At 68.1% G+C, this 17,343-nt stretch carries 18 protein-coding genes; 13 read left to right on the top strand and 5 right to left on the bottom strand.

The features are described from left to right. Positions 1–11 precede the first annotated feature (11 nt). The 4 genes from dnaX (at position 12) to ACO6VK_RS12630 (ending at position 3,414) form a co-directional block, all read left to right on the top strand. A complete protein-coding gene (gene dnaX, locus ACO6VK_RS12615; protein ID WP_422507599.1) occupies positions 12–1,970 on the top strand; it encodes a DNA polymerase III subunit gamma/tau in 1,959 nt (652 codons plus the stop codon). Positions 1,971–1,976: 6 nt separating this feature from the next. Continuing rightward, positions 1,977–2,297, top strand: a complete 321-nt coding sequence (locus ACO6VK_RS12620) for a YbaB/EbfC family nucleoid-associated protein (protein ID WP_422507601.1) — start codon at positions 1,977–1,979, stop codon at positions 2,295–2,297. Between the two features lie 93 nt (positions 2,298–2,390). Then, on the top strand, positions 2,391–2,990 hold the full coding sequence (recR, locus tag ACO6VK_RS12625) for a recombination mediator RecR (protein ID WP_422507603.1): 600 nt from the start codon (positions 2,391–2,393) through the stop codon (positions 2,988–2,990). 73 nt (positions 2,991–3,063) lie between these two features. Then, complete coding sequence (locus ACO6VK_RS12630; RefSeq protein ID WP_422507605.1) at positions 3,064–3,414, top strand: histidine triad nucleotide-binding protein; 351 nt, start codon at positions 3,064–3,066, stop codon at positions 3,412–3,414. Positions 3,415–3,456: 42 nt separating this feature from the next. On the opposite strand, the gene ACO6VK_RS12635 is transcribed toward ACO6VK_RS12630, so the two are convergent. From ACO6VK_RS12635 to ACO6VK_RS12650, 4 genes are read right to left on the bottom strand one after another with little or no spacing between them, the layout of a single operon-like run. Beyond that, a complete protein-coding gene (locus ACO6VK_RS12635) occupies positions 3,457–3,981 on the bottom strand; it encodes a Slp family lipoprotein (protein ID WP_017355152.1) in 525 nt (174 codons plus the stop codon). Then, on the bottom strand, positions 3,978–5,930 hold the full coding sequence (locus tag ACO6VK_RS12640) for a transglutaminase TgpA family protein (RefSeq protein WP_422507607.1): 1,953 nt from the start codon (positions 5,928–5,930) through the stop codon (positions 3,978–3,980). Before ACO6VK_RS12640 ends, ACO6VK_RS12635 begins: the two co-directional genes overlap by 4 nt. Further along, positions 5,923–6,861: a DUF58 domain-containing protein gene (locus ACO6VK_RS12645; RefSeq protein ID WP_422507609.1), complete on the bottom strand. Its 939-nt coding sequence runs from the start codon at positions 6,859–6,861 to the stop codon at positions 5,923–5,925. Before ACO6VK_RS12645 ends, ACO6VK_RS12640 begins: the two co-directional genes overlap by 8 nt. A gap of 37 nt (positions 6,862–6,898) precedes the next feature. Next, complete coding sequence (locus tag ACO6VK_RS12650) at positions 6,899–7,852, bottom strand: AAA family ATPase (protein WP_422507611.1); 954 nt, start codon at positions 7,850–7,852, stop codon at positions 6,899–6,901. Between the two features lie 40 nt (positions 7,853–7,892). Between ACO6VK_RS12650 and ACO6VK_RS12655 the strand changes: the two genes are divergently transcribed. Next, positions 7,893–9,764: an ArnT family glycosyltransferase gene (locus tag ACO6VK_RS12655; protein WP_422507613.1), complete on the top strand. Its 1,872-nt coding sequence runs from the start codon at positions 7,893–7,895 to the stop codon at positions 9,762–9,764. Here ACO6VK_RS12655 and ACO6VK_RS12660 read toward each other — a convergent pair. Next, positions 9,749–10,321 carry a Maf family protein gene (locus ACO6VK_RS12660; RefSeq protein WP_422507615.1) on the bottom strand — a complete coding sequence of 191 codons (573 nt, stop codon included), beginning with the start codon at positions 10,319–10,321 and terminating at the stop codon, positions 9,749–9,751. The genes ACO6VK_RS12655 and ACO6VK_RS12660 overlap by 16 nt on opposite strands. A gap of 114 nt (positions 10,322–10,435) precedes the next feature. Between ACO6VK_RS12660 and ACO6VK_RS12665 the strand changes: the two genes are divergently transcribed. From ACO6VK_RS12665 to fabF, 8 genes are all read left to right on the top strand, one after another. Then, complete coding sequence (locus ACO6VK_RS12665; RefSeq protein ID WP_422507617.1) at positions 10,436–10,945, top strand: YceD family protein; 510 nt, start codon at positions 10,436–10,438, stop codon at positions 10,943–10,945. Between the two features lie 107 nt (positions 10,946–11,052). After that, positions 11,053–11,250 (top strand): 50S ribosomal protein L32, encoded by a 198-nt coding sequence (rpmF, locus tag ACO6VK_RS12670; RefSeq protein ID WP_017357626.1) that lies wholly within the window; start codon positions 11,053–11,055, stop codon positions 11,248–11,250. A gap of 88 nt (positions 11,251–11,338) precedes the next feature. Then, positions 11,339–12,316, top strand: coding sequence for a beta-ketoacyl-ACP synthase III (locus ACO6VK_RS12675; RefSeq protein WP_422507619.1), 978 nt, complete (start codon positions 11,339–11,341; stop codon positions 12,314–12,316). Positions 12,317–12,390: 74 nt separating this feature from the next. Next, positions 12,391–13,173 (top strand): serine/threonine protein phosphatase, encoded by a 783-nt coding sequence (locus ACO6VK_RS12680; protein WP_422507621.1) that lies wholly within the window; start codon positions 12,391–12,393, stop codon positions 13,171–13,173. A 555-nt stretch (positions 13,174–13,728) separates the two neighbouring features. Next, a complete protein-coding gene (gene fabD / locus ACO6VK_RS12685; RefSeq protein ID WP_422507623.1) occupies positions 13,729–14,673 on the top strand; it encodes an ACP S-malonyltransferase in 945 nt (314 codons plus the stop codon). A 72-nt stretch (positions 14,674–14,745) separates the two neighbouring features. Continuing rightward, positions 14,746–15,489 (top strand): 3-oxoacyl-ACP reductase FabG, encoded by a 744-nt coding sequence (gene fabG / locus ACO6VK_RS12690; RefSeq protein WP_422507625.1) that lies wholly within the window; start codon positions 14,746–14,748, stop codon positions 15,487–15,489. Between the two features lie 153 nt (positions 15,490–15,642). After that, positions 15,643–15,882, top strand: a complete 240-nt coding sequence (acpP, locus tag ACO6VK_RS12695; protein WP_017357544.1) for an acyl carrier protein — start codon at positions 15,643–15,645, stop codon at positions 15,880–15,882. Between the two features lie 136 nt (positions 15,883–16,018). Continuing rightward, on the top strand, positions 16,019–17,281 hold the full coding sequence (gene fabF, locus ACO6VK_RS12700) for a beta-ketoacyl-ACP synthase II (protein WP_422507627.1): 1,263 nt from the start codon (positions 16,019–16,021) through the stop codon (positions 17,279–17,281). The last annotated feature ends 62 nt before the right edge of the window (positions 17,282–17,343 follow it).

Genomic DNA, 17,343 nt, shown 5'->3' on the forward strand with positions numbered 1-17,343 from the left:
ACGGTGGCCTGATGTCCTATCTCGTCCTTGCCCGCAAGTGGCGTCCGAAGCGTTTTGCCGAGCTGGTGGGCCAGGAACACGTGGTCCGCGCGCTCAGCAATGCGCTGGACAGCGGCCGTGTGCACCATGCGTTTCTGTTTACCGGCACCCGCGGGGTGGGCAAGACCACCATCGCGCGTATTTTCGCCAAGTCGCTGAACTGCGAGCAGGGCACCAGCGCCGACCCGTGCGGCCAGTGCCCGGCCTGCCTGGACATCGATTCGGGTCGCTACATCGACCTGCTGGAGATCGATGCCGCGTCCAATACCGGTGTCGATGACGTCCGCGAGGTGATCGAGAACGCCCAGTACATGCCCTCGCGCGGCAAGTACAAGGTCTACCTGATCGACGAAGTGCACATGCTGTCCAAGGCCGCGTTCAACGCGCTGCTGAAGACGCTGGAAGAGCCGCCGGAGCACGTGAAGTTCCTGCTGGCCACCACCGATCCGCAGAAGCTGCCGGTCACGGTGCTGTCGCGCTGCCTGCAGTTCAATCTCAAGCGGCTCGATGAGGATCAGATCCAGGGGCAGATGACCCGGATCCTGGCCGCCGAAGCCATCGAGTCGGACCCGAGCGCGATCGTCCAGCTGGCCAAGGCCGCCGACGGCAGCCTGCGCGATGGCCTGTCGCTGCTGGACCAGGCCATCGCCTACGCCGGCGGTGCGCTGCGCGAGGACGTGGTGCGCACGATGCTGGGCACGGTCGACCGCACCCAGGTGGCCGCCATGCTCGATGCGCTGGCCGACGGCGACGGCCCCCGGCTGTTGCAGGTCGTCGCCCTGCTGGCGGAGTTCTCGCCGGACTGGGGTGGCGTGCTGGAAGCACTGGCCGAAGGCCTGCACCGCATCCAGGTGCAGCAGCTGGTCCCGGGTGCACCGGCGGCGGGCGAGGGCATCGATGCGGTGGCCTTCGCCGAGCGCCTGCGTCCGGAAGTGGTGCAGCTCTGGTACCAGATGGCGCTGAACGGGCGCCGCGACCTGTATCTGGCCCCGAGTCCGCGGGCCGGCTTCGAAATGGCCGTGCTGCGCATGCTGGCCTTCCGCCCGGCGGCGGCCGTGCCGCCGGTACCGCGTGATCCGGGAACCGGCACCGAGGTGGGCAGCAGTGGTGGCACCGGCGGCAGCCACGGCGTGGGTTCCGTCGCCGCAGCGCCCGCCGTGGCTGCGGCCGCCCCGCCGGTCGCTGTCGCGCCGGTCGCCCCGAAGGCCGCGCCGGTCGTGGAGCCGCCGGCCCCCGCCCCGGCCCCCGGCCCCGCGCCATCCAGGCCCGCTGCCCCCAAACCCGCTGCGCCGGCCGTGGTCGCCGATCCGGACGACCTGCCACCGTGGCACCAGGACGGCGCCGCCGACGACCGCGACGAAGCCCTGGCCGCCGAGATGGCCACGCCCGATGCGGCAATGGTGGCGCCGTGGGAAGCGCCGCCCGAACGACCGGCAGCGCCGGCCGTCGTCCCGCCGCGCCCGCAGGGGATCGCCATTGCCCCGTCGCCGGTGGCCGATGCCCCGGCGGCCGTCGTTGTCGCCCCGGACGCGCCGATCGGACTGGCCAGCGCCGAAGCCTGGCTGGAACTGGTTGCCCAGAGCCAGCTCAACGGGCCGTCGCGACAGCTCGCAGCGCACGCGGCGTTCATCGGCTATCAGCGCGGTGTCTTGAAATTGGCGGTATCGCCCGGATTTGAGTATCTGTGTTCGGACCGCTCGCTGGCGGCGCTGACCGACGCCCTGACCGGTCCGCTGGGTCAGGCGCCGAAGATCGTCATCGAAGCCGGTGGCGCGGAGGCCGAAACGCTGCACCAGCGTTCGGACCGCCAGCGTGGCGAACGACAACAGGCGGCCGAAGCCGTTTTCATGGCCGATCCGGACGTGCAGCTGCTGATCCAGCACCACAACGCCCGGGTCGTGACCGATTCCATCCGTCCCTTTGATGAGTAACGACCCATGCGTGGCAATATCGCCCAACTGATGCAGCAGGCCCAGAAGATGCAGGAGAACCTGCAGAAGGCCCAGGAAGAACTCGCCAAGCTGGAAGTGACCGGCAGTGCCGGCGGCGGCATGGTCAGCGTGACCCTGACCGGCGCCAAGGAGTGCCGCAAGGTGCGCATCGACCCGTCCGTGCTGGCTGACCCGGAAATGGCCGAAGACCTGATCGCGGCCGCGTTCAACGATGCCTCCAACAAGATCGACGCCGAATCCAAGAACCGCATGGGCTCGGCCACCGCCGGCATGCAGCTGCCGCCGGGCATGAAGCTGCCGTTCTGATCCCCCTGCGCGGGCCCTGCCTGGCGCCCCGCGTTGCCTGCGCCGCGAAGCCCCCGGGCTTCGCGCGTTCGTTTCTGAAGTGAGTGCGCCGCCATGAGCCTGCCCCTGCTCGAACAACTGATCGAGGCCTTCCGGGTGCTGCCCGGCGTGGGTCAGAAGACCGCACAGCGCATGGCCTACCACGTGCTGGAGCGCGAACGCGACGGCGGGCAGCGCCTGTCGGAGGTGCTGGCGCAGGCGATCGAGCGGATCGGGCATTGCGTGCAATGCCGCGATTTCAGCGAAAGCGAGCTCTGCACGGTCTGCGCCAATGGCAGCCGCGAGCGCCAGCAGCTGTGCGCGGTGGAGTCGCCGGCCGACCGCCTGGCCATTGAGCACGCGACCGGCTTCCGGGGCGTGTACTTCGTGCTGCAGGGGCGCCTGTCGCCGCTGGACGGCATTGGCCCGCGCGAGCTCGGGCTGGACCAGCTGGACGCCCGCCTGAAACAGGGCGAGGTGCAGGAGCTGATCATCGCCACCAGCGCCACCGTCGAGGGCGAAGCAACCGCCCATTACCTGGCGCAGCTGGCACGCGCGCACAAGGTGCGGCCCAGCCGCCTGGCCCAGGGCCTGCCGCTGGGCGGTGAACTGGAGTACGTGGACCGCGGCACGCTGTCGCATGCCTTCGGCACGCGCACCGACATCCAGGAATGACCGCGCGCGGGATGGGTCGAATCCGGCAGCGCATCCGCGCTACTCTCCAAGGCCCTGTTCGTTACGGTGCGCCATGAGCCACGACACCCTGTTCGGCAAGATCATCCGCCGCGAGATTCCCGCCACCATCGTCTATGAAGACGACGAGGTGCTGGCCTTCAAGGACATCGCACCGCAGGCGCCGGTGCATGTGTTGTTCATTCCGAAGAACGAGGCGATTCCGACCCTGGATGACGTGCAGCCGTCGCAGGCGCACCTGATCGGCAAGCTGGCGCTGGCCGCAGCCGAATACGCGCGCCGCGAAGGCTTCGCCGAGAACGGCTACCGCATCGTCATGAACTGCCGGGGCGATGCCGGGCAGACCGTGTACCACATCCACCTGCATCTGCTCGCCGGCGCGCCGTTGGGGCATTTCGGGGCATGAAAAAACGCCACCCTGGGGTGGCGTTTTTTTTATTGCTTGTTTTTACCACCAGCCCCAGCCGCGGTAGCCCCAGCCCGGGCCCCATGCCGGGCCCCACGGGCCGTAGGGGTAGGCCGGCACGACGTCGACCTGGCGCTGTTCCGGCCACAGGTAGATCACGTCCGCGTTGATCTTGGGCAGGCGGTAGTCGTACTCGCCGATGCGGGTGTTCTGGTAGCCGTCGATCTTGCCGATGAAGGTCACGTCGCGGCCCGGCTCGAACACGGCCGGATCGTAGAAGCCGGCACGGCAGGCGATGAAGCGGCCGTCGCTGGCATCGGAGGAGGTGGTGCTCGGGCGGCCACTGCCGTTGAGCGGGCGCGAGATCAGCTGGAAGCAGGTCTCGCCCTGGCCCGGCGTGGTTTCGATGATGCGCCCGCCCCAGCGGACGGGCGTGCCGACCTGCTGGGTGGCCACCGAATCGCGCGGGGTGACGACGCTGAACTGTCCCTGCAGCGGTTTGGGTGCGGTTGCACAGGCGGCCAGTGCCAGGGAGGCGGCCAGGGGAAGCAGCAGTTGGATCTTCATGAGGATGCTCCGGGGTTCGGGCGATGCCTGCGCAGGTCGCGCAATAATGAAGCGAGGTCGACGTCTGCGCCAGCGTACCGCGCATGAACGAAACGGACGCTGAGTGCCAGAAGGGCGGGGTCGGGCCGTTGCGCGTGGACACGCCGTGCCCAGTCGCCGGCGGTTTCGGCGGGGGCACGGGCCAGACCGTACCGCGCATAGCGCCGGTTCACGCGGTGCCAGGCGCGCAGCAGCGGATCGCGTTCGCGCTCCCCGCGTGCCAACAGCCACGCCATCCAGCCTATCGCGGCCAGTGCGAAGACCATGAAAACAGCGATCAGCTGTGACGGTTCCAGCCGCTCGATGCCCAGCGGACGCAGCAGCTGCTGTTGGCGGTTGGCATCGAAGGACAGCACCATGTCGTTCCAGCCGCGGCGCAGCCAATCGCTGAGCTGGCCGGCCTGCAGCCAGCGCGATTGCAGGCCGCTGCCCGCGCTGGCGCCCAGGCGGTCGTCCAGCGTGTCGTAGACGCGCTCTGGCGCCACAGCGGCTGTCGGGTCCACCCGGACCCAGCCGCGGCCGTCCAGCCAGACTTCGGTCCAGGCATGGGCATCCATGCGCCGCACCACCCAGTAGTCGCCGTAGCGATTGCGCACACCACCGGCGAAACCGGTGACCACCCGTGCGGGAATCCCGGCGTTGCGCATCAGCACCACGAACGACCCGCTGAAGTGTTCACAGAAGCCGGCCTGGTGGTCGAACAGGAACTCATCCACGCCGTCGCGCCCGGGCAGCGGCGTGTCCAGGGTGTAGGCGAAGCGCTGGCCGATCCAGTCCAGGGCGCGCTGCACGATCGCCGCATCGTTCTGGCCCGCATCGCGGCGCCACTCCCGGGCCAGCGCCGCCGTGCGCGGATTGAAACCGGCCGGCAGGGCCAGCGCGAGCTGACGCTGGTAGGGCGTCAGCGGCTGGGTATAGGCGGTGGCCGGGGAGGACTGCAGCCGCCAGCGGGTCAGGGATGCGAGGGGCGCGCGGCTGCGCAGGCTGTGGTCGGCGCTGAGCTCGCTGCCGGGCGGCGCCGCCAACGGCAGGTCCAGGGCCACCAGTTGGCGGCGGTCGGTGGGTTCGTAGTCGATCTGGTAGTCCCAGCGCGTCGCCCCGTGCACCACCGGCGGCGGCGGTCGCCGGTCGATGCTGCGATCCTGTTCCCAGCGCCGGCCATCGAACCGGGTCATCACCGGGCCGCGCCAGTAGCGTTGCGCCGGCGCCGGCACGTCCCCGAAGAACTGCACGCGCAGGGCCGGGGTGTCATCGGCCATCAGGTCCAGCCAGGTGCCCGGTTCCATGCTGTCGGACAGCCCCGGCTTGGCCACAGCACGCTCGGGGATGCCCCACAGCGGCTCGCTCAGGCGTGGGAACAGCCAGAACGCGGCCAGCGCCAGCGGCAGCCCCAGCGCCACCAGCCGGGCGATGCCGCGTGCCTGCCCGCGCGCGGCGGGCGGCGTGGCCTGGCCTTCCACATGCGCCAGCCGCTGCAGCGCGAGCAGGGCGGTCAACGCGGCCAGCACCGCCAGCGCAAGCGTCAGCGGCCCCTGGTCGAGCAGGAACGCGGCGAACGGGGCGAACAAGGCAAAGCCGAGCAGGCTGCGGGCGTCGCGCAGGGAGCGCAGCTCGCTGGGTTTGATCGCCAGCATCGCCGCCAGCAGCGCGCAGCCGGTGTCGCGGCCGGGCCGGGCGCCCATCTGCCAATAGATTGCGCCGAGCATGGCCAGCACCAGCAGTACGCGCAGCGGCGCGGGCAGCACCCGTCCGCGCGAGGCCAGCGCCGTGCCGATCGCGACCGCCGCGATCACCGCCGCCAGCGCATCGGGGAGTTGCAGCAGCAGCGGCAGCAGGCCCAGTGCGGCGCTGACCAGGCTCCAGTCGCGCGCGCTGCGCGGCAGGTCGGGGGACACCAGCGGCTCAGCCATGCGGCAGTACCGCCAGCGCGCGCTGGCACAGGTGATGGTGGGCGTTGCCGCTGCCTGGGCCCAGCACCGGTTGGCCGGGCAGGGTCAGCGTATAGCGGCGTCCCTCGCGTTCGGCCAGGTCCACCCAGCGCGCCAGCCGCGCGATCCGTGCTTCGGTCGGCAGCGGCGCGAGTTGCCGCCAGTCCAGCTGGACGTCCAGTCCCACCGGGCGTTCGTACTCGCGCACGAGCAGCGTGTCGCGGCGCGCGGAGTGCTTCCAGGCAATGCTGCGCGGTGGGTCGCCGGCGCGATAGGGGCGCAGTTGATGCAGCTCCTCGCCACTGGCATGCACGCGCGTGTGGAGTGGGTCACCGTCGCCGTCGGGCAGTGCCGGCGCCTGGGTGTCGGGCGCCGCGTAGACCAGCAGCGGCATGTCCGGCCACACCCAGGTCCATGCGCGCACCAGGCCCAGCGGCTGCGTGGTAGAGAGCCGGATGCGGTCCAGATCCAGCCAGCCGCGCTGCGTGGTGGGCACCTCCAGATCGACTTCGATCTGGTCGTCGTGCGTCAGGTGCGCGAAGGCGAGGGCATTCTGGTGTTCGATCCGCAGTCCACGCCGGGCGCGGGCGTCGCGACGCGACAGGCTGATGCGCAGGCGCAGCGGATGGCCGGCGGTGACCGGTTCGGCCGACACCGCATCCACCTGCACGCCCGACAGCTGCAGGTGCGCGCTGATCGCGCTGGCGATGCCGGTGGCGCTCAGCAGCAGGGCCAGCAGCAGTGCGGGGTTGTTGTTGTAGTTCAGCGCACCCAGCAGCATCGCGCCCAGCAGCACGGCCACGAACAGGCCGAAGCGGGTCGGCAGCACATAGATGCGGCGACGGTCGATGCGTCGCGGCAGGGATTCGGGCTGTCGCGGGCGCGTGTAGCGCCGGCCGCTGGCCGGCAACATCCTCGTCTTCAAGCGGTCTCCCCAGCCGCGGTGCATCTCAGTCGACCTGGACGGTCTGCAGGATCGCGCGCGCCAGCGCCGGTCCGGTGGAGGCCTCGGCCTCGGGGACCAGCCGGTGGCCTGCCACAGCGATGAACAAGGTCTGCACGTCTTCGGGCACCACATGCGCGCGCCCCAGCAGCAGCGCATGCGCCTTGGCCGCGCGCAGCAGCGCCAGCCCGGCGCGCGGCGACAGGCCCACGCGCACGCCGGCATGCTGCCGGCTGCGGGTCAGCAGCGCCTGCACATAGCCGATCAGTGCGTCACTGGCGTGCACCTGGCCCACCGCCTCGCGCAGCGTGCGCACGTCGGCTTCGCTCAGCTGGGCGGTCGCCTGGGTGATCAGGTGGCGGCGGTCGGTGCCGCGCAGCAGTTCGCGCTCCGATTCGGGATTGGGATAGCCCAGCGCCAGGCGCAGCAGGAAGCGGTCCAGCTGCGAGTCCGGCAGCGGGAACGTGCCCGACAGGTCCACCGGATTCTGGGTGGCGATGACGAAGAACGGATCGGGCAACGGATGGGTGGTGCCATCGAGTGTGACCTGCTGCTCGGCCATCGCTTCGAGCAGCGCGCTCTGGGTGCGGGGCGGCGCGCGGTTGATCTCGTCGGCCAGCAGCACATGCGTGAAGACCGGGCCCGGATGGAACTGGAATTGACGGCTGGCTGCGTCGTAAACCGAGACGCCGAGCACATCTGCGGGCAGGAGGTCCGAGGTGAACTGCACCCGCTGGAAGCCCAGCCCCAGGCTGGATGCCAGTGCGTGGGCGAGGGTGGTCTTGCCCAGGCCGGGCAGGTCTTCGATCAACAGGTGGCCACCGGACAGCAGTGCCACGAATGCCAGCCGTACCTCGTGCTGCTTGCCCAGCAGCAGGGCGTTGACCTGGTCCTGGGCGCTGCGCAGGGACTGCCGCAGCACATCGGTTAGCATGGCTGGCACGTGGGGCGAGTTGTCCATGTCCGTCTCGTGTCGATGATTCCACTGATTCTATAGAGCAATGCAAGGCGAACAACGCGCACGCACAATTTTCCTGTTGCTATGGACGCTGGTCACCGCCGTCAAACTGGTGGTGGCCGCGCGCCTTCCCCTGTTCGTGGACGAAGCGTTCTACTGGCAGGAAGGGCAACACCTGGCGGCGGCCTATTCGGACCTGCCCGGGCTGACGGCGTGGCTGTCGCGGCTGGGCGTGGAGATCGGCGGGCCGCATGTGCTGGCACAGCGCCTGCCGTTCCTGGCGATCGGTGCGTGGTTGCCCTGGGCGGTATCGCGCATTGCCACGCGCTGGTTCGGTGCGGTGGCAGGGTGGCAGGCCGGCAGCCTCACGCTGTTGATGCCGCTGTCGGCCACGCTGGGCATGCTGGCGGTGCCGGATGTGCCGATGGCGTTGGCGGCGGTGCTGTGCCTGGACGCCGGCGCACGCCTGCTGCGGCAGGTGGATGCGGCGGCGGCGGTGAAGCTGGCGCTGGGTCTGATGATCGGTGCGCTCAGCCACTACCGTTTCATCGGTGTGATCGTGGTCGGGTTCATCGCGCTGCTGCTGCTGCCGCAGGGCCGCCGCATGCTGCGCGATCCGCGCGTGTGGGTGGCGCTGGCCGTTGGCGTGCTGGCCTGGCTGCCGCTGCTGGCGTGGAATGCCGACAACCACGAGGCCGGGCTGAAATTCCAGGTGGTCGAACGCCATCCGTGGGCGTTCCAGTGGAGCGGCCTGTGGTTCCTGGTGATCCAGCCGATGCTGGTCACGCCGATCCTGTGCGTGGCGATGTGGAAGGTGGCCCTGGCCGGCACCCGCGCCGGCGGGGGTGCACGCGCGCAATGGCGCTACTTCGGCCTGATCGGCGCGGTGTCGACGGTGGCGATCTTCGTGCTCGGCTTCTTCACCGATGTGGAGCGCATCAGTTTCCACTGGCCGCTGCCGGGCTACCTGGCGCTGCTGATCGCGGTGCCGGTAGTGTTCAACGGCTGGCCGCGCTGGCTGCGCCGAACCGGCTGGTGGATGGCCGGTGCCGGCCTGGCGCTGGCCTTCTCCTATTACCTGATGGCGTCCACGCCGGCGCTGCGCGAGCAGTTGGCCGGCTACAAGTACTACCCGCGCAATTTCGCCGGTTGGCAGCCGTTGGCCAGTGCCGTGCGCGAGGAGCTGGCGACGATGCCGCCCGGCACGCGGGTGCTGGCCGGCAACTTCAAGGTCGGTGCGGAGCTCGGCTTCCAGCTGCGCGACCCGTCGATCGAGGTGCTGCAGCACCCGTTGAACGACAAACACGGACGCAGTGCGCAGCTCGGCCTGTGGGGGCTGCTGCACGAGGGGCAGCGGAGCGCGCCGATGCTGCTGGTGCTGTCGCCCAGCGACCAGCGCTATCGCGATCTGCTGGAGCGCTACCACGATGTCTGCCGCCAGGTGGGCCCGTTGCCGCCGCCGCGGGTGGTGAGCAACGATCATGGTTTCCAGCGCTTCCTGCTGTTCAAGCTGCCGGCCGAACGCGCCGCCGGGCCCTGCGTGACGCCGGCGATGGCCTGGATCGATACGCCGGTGGCCGATGCCACGGTGGACGGCATGCTCGATGTGCGCGGCTGGGCGTTCAAGGATGGCGTCGGCCTGGCCCGGGTGGAGCTGCTGGTCGATGACCGCCCGGTGGCCGAGGCGCAGTACGGGCGGGCCTACGACGTGACCACCTTCTGGAAGATCTCCAACGACCCGCAGCACCCCAACGTCGGTTTCGATGCCCGTATCGATACCCGCGCGCTGGCGCCCGGCCGGCATTGGCTGGGCATGAACCTGTACGGGCACGATGGCAGCGTCGAGCGCTGGCAGGACCAGGTGTTCGTGGTCCCCGCGCGCGCCGCCGCCGGCGACGCTCAGGGCAAGCGGTAACCGGCCAGGCGCAGCAGCTGCGTCACGGCGATCAGCGGCAGCCCGATCAACGCGGTCGGGTCGCGGTTGTCGATCGCCTCGAACAGGGTGATCCCCAGGCCTTCGCACTTGAAGCTGCCGGCGCAGTCCAGCGGCTGCTCGGTGGCGATGTAGCGGGCGATCTCATCAGCGTCCAGCGTGCGGAAACGGACCTCGGTCAGGTCGCACGCCTGGTGGATCTCGCCATCGCGGATCAGGCAGATGGCCGTGTGGAAGGCCACCGACTGGCCGGACATCGCCGCCAGCTGGGCCTGCGCGGCGGCCACGCTGCCGGGTTTGCCCAGCGGGGCGCCGTTCAGCTCGGCGACCTGGTCCGAGCCCAGCGTCCAGCGGCCCGGATGCCGCGCGGCGACCTCGGCCGCCTTGGCCTGCGCCAGCCGTATCGCCAGTGCGCGCGGCGCTTCGCCGGGGGCGGGGGTCTCGTCCACCGCCGGCCGGGCGGTGTCCAGGGGCAGGCCGAGGCGCTCCAGCAGGTCGCGGCGGTAGCGGGAGGTGGAGGCAAGCAGCAGCGGGGTCATGCGACAATACCGGGCGCGGAAGGCCGGCAGTCTGGCCGTTCCGGGGCGGTGGCTGCAACCTGACTGAAACCGGATTTGACAGCAGGCCGGGCGATCCTTAACATTCAGCGGCTTATGTCCGCGAACGTGCCCGAATTGCTGGATGCTTGGCGGATGGTCGCAGCGCGAAGGCGCTTCGACGGCCAGGTCGATCTGGCTGAATTGACCCGCCTGCAAGGCCTTGTTGCCGATACCGAAGGCCGGTGCACCTATGCACTGGAATTCGCGCACGACGACATCCTGCGGGTATCCTATGTTGAACTGACCATCGACACCGAGTTGCCGCTGATCTGTCAGCGCAGCCTGCAGCGCTTTTTGCTGCCGGTCTCGATGGTGCAGCGGCTCGGTCTGATCCGCAGCGAAGAGGATGAATCCTCGTTGCCGGAGGGGTACGAGCCGTGGCTGGTCCCCGAGGACGGCCAACTGCGTCCGCTGGAACTGGTCGAGGACGAACTCGTCCTGGCTGTCCCGGTGGTACCGCTGTCTCCCGATGGTGAGGCGGTGGATCGCGACTGGGCACCGACCGAAGAAGAAGTCAGCAAGGCCAATCCGTTCGCGGCATTGGCAGCGTTGAAAAAACAATAGCAGCCGGTTGTCGTCGGCGGCTGCGGCGAAAGCGAAGACTGTGCTGGGCGCTGGCGTCCTGTGCGACGAAACGACGAAGCAAAACGAACCGAGTTTGGAGCAATCCCATGGCTGTGCAGAAATCCCGTGTTACCCCGTCCCGCCGCGGTATGCGCCGTGCGCATGACGCCCTGAGCGCCAAGCAGCTGTCGACCGACCCGACCACGGGCGAAGTGCATCTGCGTCACCACATCACCGCTGACGGTTTCTACCGTGGCAAGAAGGTGATCACGACCAAGTCGAACTCGGCCGTCGAAGAAGATTGATTCGTGAAGGCCGCTGCCCGGTCGGGCAGCGGCCTTTGCCCCATTCTTCCCGATCGTCGCTGTTGACGATCGTGCTACAGGATATGCAATGAGCAAGCGGATCTACTCGAGGATCGCGGGCACTGGTAGCTATTTGCCCGAAAAAGTGTTGACCAACCAGGATCTGGAGAAAATGGTCGACACCAGCGATGAGTGGATCCAATCGCGCACCGGTATCCGTGAGCGGCACATCGCCGCAGAAACGGAAACCACCAGCGACCTCGGCTACCACGCCGCGGTGCGTGCGCTGGAAGCGGCCGGTATCGACGCTTCACAGCTGGACATGATCGTGGTGGGTACGACCACCCCGGATCTGATCTTCCCGTCCACCGCGTGCCTGATCCAGGCCAAGCTCGGTGCGACCGGTTGCCCCGCCTTCGACGTCAACGCCGCCTGTTCGGGCTTCGTGTTCGCGTTGAGCGTGGCCGACAAATTCATCCGTTCCGGTGATGCACGCCATGTGCTGGTCATCGGTGCGGAAACCCTGACCCGGATCGTCGACTGGACCGAGCGCACCACCTGCGTGCTGTTCGGCGATGGCGCCGGCGCGGTCGTGCTCAAGGCCGACGAAGACACCGGCATCCTCAGCACCCATCTGCATTCGGATGGCAGCAAGAAAGAGCTGCTGTGGAATCCGGTCGGCGTGTCGGCCGGTTTCGGCGAGGGCGAGAACGCCCGCGGCGCGATCCTGATGAAGGGCAACGACGTGTTCAAGTACGCCGTCAAGGCGCTGGACTCGGTCGTCGACGAAACCCTGGATGCCAATGGCCTGACCAAGGCCGACCTGGACTGGCTGATCCCGCACCAGGCCAACCTGCGCATCATCGAAGCCACCGCCAAGCGGCTGGAAATGCCGATGGAGCAGGTGGTGGTGACCGTGGACAAGCACGGCAACACCTCGTCGGCCTCGGTGCCGATGGCGCTGGATGTGGCGATCCGCTCGGGTCGCGTCGAGCGCGGTCAGCTGCTGCTGCTGGAGGCCTTCGGTGGCGGCTTCACCTGGGGTTCGGCACTGCTGCGTTATTGATAGCGCACGTTACGACAACGTGATGCAGTCGTTACGGCCCCATTCGGGGCCGTAAGCATTTCAGGAGATCCGTCATGGTTGAGCCCATCGTCATTGAAGGGCAACGCGCCTGGCTGAAGCAGTACGGCGAAGGAAGTCGGGTGGTGGCCTTGGGCCTGCTCAATTTCATCGCGCGGCGGTTCCAGCTGGACGCGCTGCGTCCGCCGCCGCACCGGGGAGGCGATGCCGCCCGCGAAACCGAAGCCCGCCGTCTGGCCGAGCTGAAAGATCAGGGGGTGAATGTGCCGCCGGTGATCGGCAGCGGCCACGCCGCGCTGGTGCTGGGCGACAACGGCAGCTCGTTCAATACCTGCCTGCGCCAGGCCGACGACGCCGGCCGCGATCGGCTGGTCTCGGTGGCGATGCAGGCGATCGCGTCTGCGCACCGCAACGGCGCCTATTTCGGCCAGCCGTTGCCGCGCAACCTGACGTGGGACGGACAGCAGGTGGGCTTCATCGATTTCGAGGAAGACCCGCTGGAAGTGATGGACCTGGCACAGGCCCAGGCGCGCGACTGGCTGATGTTCGGCTATGGCGTGGCCAAGTACTACGAGGACCGTCCGCAGCGGCTGCAGCAGCTGATGGCCGCTGCGATGGACGGTGCCGAGGCACCGGTGCTGGCGCACGCGCATGAGGTCTCCGGCCGCCTGCGCGGGCTGGCCCGTGCGAGCCTGAAAATGGGTCGCTCGGCCCGTGCATTGGCCCACGCGATCCTGATCGTGCATGGCGCTACAACGCTGGGCGTGCTGATGCTGGCGGTGATCTGCTTCGACTTCTTCTCCGACGGCGACCTGGACATTCTGCAGCTGCTGGTGTGATCGGGCGGGGCGCTTTCTGAAGCCAGCGCGTTGTGGCTCGCCTGGTCCGTGCCGGGTCGGCGCGGGTGGGTTGACGGGACACGCCGTAAACCCATCCCTGGGGGCTCGTGGGCGCCATCCTTGGCGCCCAACGGTCCCGCCAACCCACCCACGCCGACCCCCGACAGTTGCCGGGCCGTCATGGGTAATCAACGGCACTTCGTCCCAGCTGTGTCGAGCAAAGCCCGACATCTCCTCTCCTCAGCGCAGGCCGCTGCGCCGCACTTGATCTCCCCTGCGCACCCGACTTGTCTGGAAGGATCGGGGCGAGTGGGGGTGTGGGACCGTAGAAAACATGGATGTTTTCTACGAGCCTACAGGGACGTATTCACGGCGTGTCCCATACCCTCACTCGCCCCGGTCCCTACCTGGGGCAGTGCAGCGCAGGTGCTGTTGCCGTTCGCTTGAAGGGGCTGCACGCGCCGCCCCCCATACCCCTCAATACGCGGCAGTACAGACGGAGGGCGGTGTTCCCCCTTATCATTTGCCGTTCGATTTTTGCAGGCGGATGACCGCGTGACCGATTCCAATCTCGCTTTCGTGTTCCCAGGCCAGGGCTCGCAGTCCGTGGGCATGCTCGCCGAACTGGCCGAAATGCACCCCCAGGTGCGTGAGGCGTTCAGCGAAGCGTCCGACGGTGCCGGCGTGGACCTGTGGGCGCTGTCGCAGGGCGGTCCCGAAGAAATGCTCAACCGCACCGAATACACCCAGCCGGCGCTGCTGGCCGCAAGCATTGGCGTGTGGCGCGTCTGGAATGCCGTGGGCGGTGCCCAGCCGGCGGTCCTGGCCGGCCACAGCCTGGGCGAGTACACCGCCCTTGTCGCCGCAGGCGCGCTGTCGCTGCGTGATGGCGCCCACCTGGTGCGCCTGCGCGGTCAGCTGATGCAGGATGCCGCGCCCACCGGCGTCGGCGCGATGGCCGCCGTGCTCGGCGCCGAGGATGCGCTGGTGCTGGAGGTCTGCGAGCAGGCCGCCGGCAGCCAGGTCGTCGTCCCGGCCAACTACAACTCGCCCGGCCAGATCGTGATCGGTGGCGACGCCGCCGCGGTTGACCGCGCGCTGGCGCTGCTGGCCGAGAAGGGCGTGCGCAAGGCGGTCAAACTGGCCGTCAGTGTCCCCTCGCACACCCCGCTGATGCGCGAAGCCGCCAACCGCCTGGCCGAAACGATGGCCGGCCTGGACTGGCACGCCCCGGCGCTGCCGGTGGTGCAGAACGTGGATGCCCGCATCCACGACGGCATCGATGCGATCCGCCAGGCCCTGGTCCAGCAGCTGTACCTGCCGGTGCAGTGGACCGGTTGCGTGCAGGCGCTTGCCGCCCGTGGCGTTACCCGCGTGGCCGAGTGCGGCCCGGGCAAGGTCCTGACCGGATTGATCAAGCGCATCGACAAATCGCTGGACGCGCGCACACTGTCCACGCCCGCTGATTTTGAAGCCGCCCGCGAGACCTGGGCCGCCTGATCTTTCGACCGCCTCCGCAACGGCATGGCCCTGTGCCTGCGCTGCGGACCGGTCCCGTCCGAGGAAACACAGATGAGCAAGCCCCTTCAGGGTGAAATCGCACTGGTGACCGGCGCCAGCCGTGGCATCGGCGCGGCGATCGCCGACGCACTGGCCGCGCAGGGCGCGACCGTGATCGGCACCGCCACCACCGACGCCGGCGCTGCCGCCATCGGCGAACGCCTGGCCACCGTGGGTGGCCACGGCCGCGCGCTGAACGTCACCGACGCGGCCGCGCTGGATGCCGTGCTGGACGGCATCGCCAAGGAATTCGGTGCCATCACCATCCTGGTCAACAACGCCGGCATCACCCGCGACAACCTGCTGCTGCGCATGAAGGACGAGGACTGGCAGGCCATTCTCGATACCAACCTCACCAGCGTGTTCCGCACCTCCAAGGCCGTCATCCGCGGCATGATGAAGGCGCGCAAGGGCCGCATCATCAACATCGCCTCGGTGATCGGCGTGACCGGCAATGCCGGCCAGGCCAATTACGCGGCGGCCAAGGCCGGCATCATTGCCTTCTCCAAGTCGCTGGCCAAGGAAATCGGTTCGCGCGGCATCACCGTCAACGTGGTGGCACCGGGCTTCATCGATACCGACATGACCAAGGCCCTGCCGGAAGAGCAGCGCACCGGTCTGGTCAAGTCGATCGCCCTGGAACGCCTCGGCGAACCGTCCGACATCGCCAATGCGGTGGCGTTCCTGGCCGGTCCCTCGGCCAGCTACATCACCGGCGAAACCCTCCATGTGAACGGCGGCATGTACATGCCGTAAGCATGTGGCGCATGGATAGCGCCGCAAGTGGTTGATCTGAAAGATGTTTTGCAGCGATGCAAGGCGTCGCTGGTTTCCACTACACTATCCCACGGTCATCCTTCATCGGATGGCGTCATTTTTGAACCACTACTCCATCTGGAGCGATATCCAATGAGCACCATCGAAGAACGCGTCAAGAAAATCGTCGTCGAACAGCTTGGCGTCAAGGAAGAAGAAGTCACCAACAGCGCATCGTTCGTCGATGACCTGGGCGCTGACTCGCTGGACACCGTTGAACTGGTGATGGCGCTGGAAGAAGAGTTCGAGTGCGAGATCCCGGACGAAGAAGCCGAAAAGATCAGCACCGTCCAGGCTGCGATCGACTACATCAACGCCCACGTCAAGGCTTGATGTCAGGCGGCTTGCGCGCGGCCGTGGCAATCGCCGCGACCGCGTGCGGCAAACTCATGGGGCCGCACATGCGGCCCTGTGCATTTGAGCGTTATACCGCGTGATACCCGCAACACCCGGGTCAGGAGAATCTGCAATGAAGCGTCGCGTCGTCGTTACCGGCATGGGCATGGTCTCGCCGTTGGGCAATGATATGGCCACCAGTTGGAAGGGCATCACCGAAGGCCGTTCCGGCATCGGTCCGCTGACCAACGTTTCGCAGTCCTACCTGGACCGTTTCACTACCAAGATCGCAGGTGAGGTCAGGGACTTCGACATCACCGCCGACAACGAACAGTTCGGCAAATTCCGGGTCAGCGGCAAGGATGCCAAGAAGATGGACCCGTTCATCCATTACGGCCTCGGTGCCTCGTTCATGGCCCTGCACGATGCGGGCCTGGACATCACCGACGCCAATGCCGAGCGCATCGGCGCCATCGTCGGCGCCGGCATCGGCGGTCTGCTGGGCATCGAGGAACAGACCATCGAGTTCCACGAGGGCAAGAAGATCTCGCCCTTCTACGTGCCCAAGACCATCATCAACATGTTGCCGGGCCAGCTCAGCATCATCACCGGCCTCAAGGGCCCGTCGTTCTCGGCGGTGTCGGCCTGCGCCACCTCCAACCACTCCATCGGCACCGCCATGCGCATGATCCAGTACGGCGATGCGGACGTGATGGTGGTCGGCGGTGCCGAGCGCGGCTCCTCGCCGACCGCCCTGGGCGGCTTCTGCGCGATGAAGGCCATGAGTACCCGCAACGACGCGCCGGGCGAAGCCTCGCGTCCGTGGGACAAGGACCGCGACGGCTTCGTGCTGGGCGACGGTGCCGGCATCCTGATCCTGGAAGAGTACGAACACGCCAAGGCGCGTGGCGCGCGCATCTATGCCGAGCTGGCCGGTTTCGGCGCGAGCTCCGATGCGTACCACATGACCGCGCCGAGCGAGAACGGTGAAGGCGCCGCGCGCTGCATGACGATGGCCCTCAAGGACGCCGGTGTGACCCCGGACCAGGTCGGCTACCTCAACGCGCACGGCACCTCGACCCCGCTGGGCGACCTTGGCGAAACGATGGCCATGAAGACCGCGTTCGGCGATCACGCCTACAAGATGATGGTCAGCTCGACCAAGTCCATGACCGGCCACCTGCTCGGTGCCGCCGGCGGCGTCGAGGCGATCTTCTCGGTGCTGGCGCTGCGCGACAACATCATCCCGCCGACCATCAACCTGCAGCAGCCGGGCGAAGGCTGTGACCTGGATTACGTGCCCAACGTGGCGCGCGAGCAGAAGGTGGATGTGGTCATGTCCAACGGCTTCGGCTTCGGCGGCACCAACGGCACGCTGGTGTTCAAGCGCGTCTGATCCACGCACCGTCGTACCCCGCACCCGGGCCGCCATCATGGCGGCCTTGGTGTATCTGGCCC

The organism is Stenotrophomonas sp. GZD-301, from assembly GCF_049310345.1.
GTDB lineage: Bacteria > Pseudomonadota > Gammaproteobacteria > Xanthomonadales > Xanthomonadaceae > Stenotrophomonas.

Coding starts and splice junctions, on each gene's coding strand:
- ACO6VK_RS12660 (WP_422507615.1), bottom strand. CDS start 10,321: ATGACCCCGCTGCTGCTTGCCTCCACCTCCCGCTACCGCCGCGACCTG.
- fabF (WP_422507627.1), top strand. CDS start 16,019: ATGAAGCGTCGCGTCGTCGTTACCGGCATGGGCATGGTCTCGCCGTTG.
- ACO6VK_RS12635 (WP_017355152.1), bottom strand. CDS start 3,981: ATGAAGATCCAACTGCTGCTTCCCCTGGCCGCCTCCCTGGCACTGGCC.
- acpP (WP_017357544.1), top strand. CDS start 15,643: ATGAGCACCATCGAAGAACGCGTCAAGAAAATCGTCGTCGAACAGCTT.
- ACO6VK_RS12665 (WP_422507617.1), top strand. CDS start 10,436: ATGTCCGCGAACGTGCCCGAATTGCTGGATGCTTGGCGGATGGTCGCA.
- ACO6VK_RS12620 (WP_422507601.1), top strand. CDS start 1,977: ATGCGTGGCAATATCGCCCAACTGATGCAGCAGGCCCAGAAGATGCAG.
- fabG (WP_422507625.1), top strand. CDS start 14,746: ATGAGCAAGCCCCTTCAGGGTGAAATCGCACTGGTGACCGGCGCCAGC.
- ACO6VK_RS12645 (WP_422507609.1), bottom strand. CDS start 6,861: ATGTTGCCGGCCAGCGGCCGGCGCTACACGCGCCCGCGACAGCCCGAA.
- ACO6VK_RS12650 (WP_422507611.1), bottom strand. CDS start 7,852: ATGGACAACTCGCCCCACGTGCCAGCCATGCTAACCGATGTGCTGCGG.
- ACO6VK_RS12675 (WP_422507619.1), top strand. CDS start 11,339: ATGAGCAAGCGGATCTACTCGAGGATCGCGGGCACTGGTAGCTATTTG.
- rpmF (WP_017357626.1), top strand. CDS start 11,053: ATGGCTGTGCAGAAATCCCGTGTTACCCCGTCCCGCCGCGGTATGCGC.
- ACO6VK_RS12680 (WP_422507621.1), top strand. CDS start 12,391: ATGGTTGAGCCCATCGTCATTGAAGGGCAACGCGCCTGGCTGAAGCAG.
- ACO6VK_RS12640 (WP_422507607.1), bottom strand. CDS start 5,930: ATGGCTGAGCCGCTGGTGTCCCCCGACCTGCCGCGCAGCGCGCGCGAC.
- ACO6VK_RS12655 (WP_422507613.1), top strand. CDS start 7,893: ATGCAAGGCGAACAACGCGCACGCACAATTTTCCTGTTGCTATGGACG.
- ACO6VK_RS12630 (WP_422507605.1), top strand. CDS start 3,064: ATGAGCCACGACACCCTGTTCGGCAAGATCATCCGCCGCGAGATTCCC.
- recR (WP_422507603.1), top strand. CDS start 2,391: ATGAGCCTGCCCCTGCTCGAACAACTGATCGAGGCCTTCCGGGTGCTG.
- dnaX (WP_422507599.1), top strand. CDS start 12: ATGTCCTATCTCGTCCTTGCCCGCAAGTGGCGTCCGAAGCGTTTTGCC.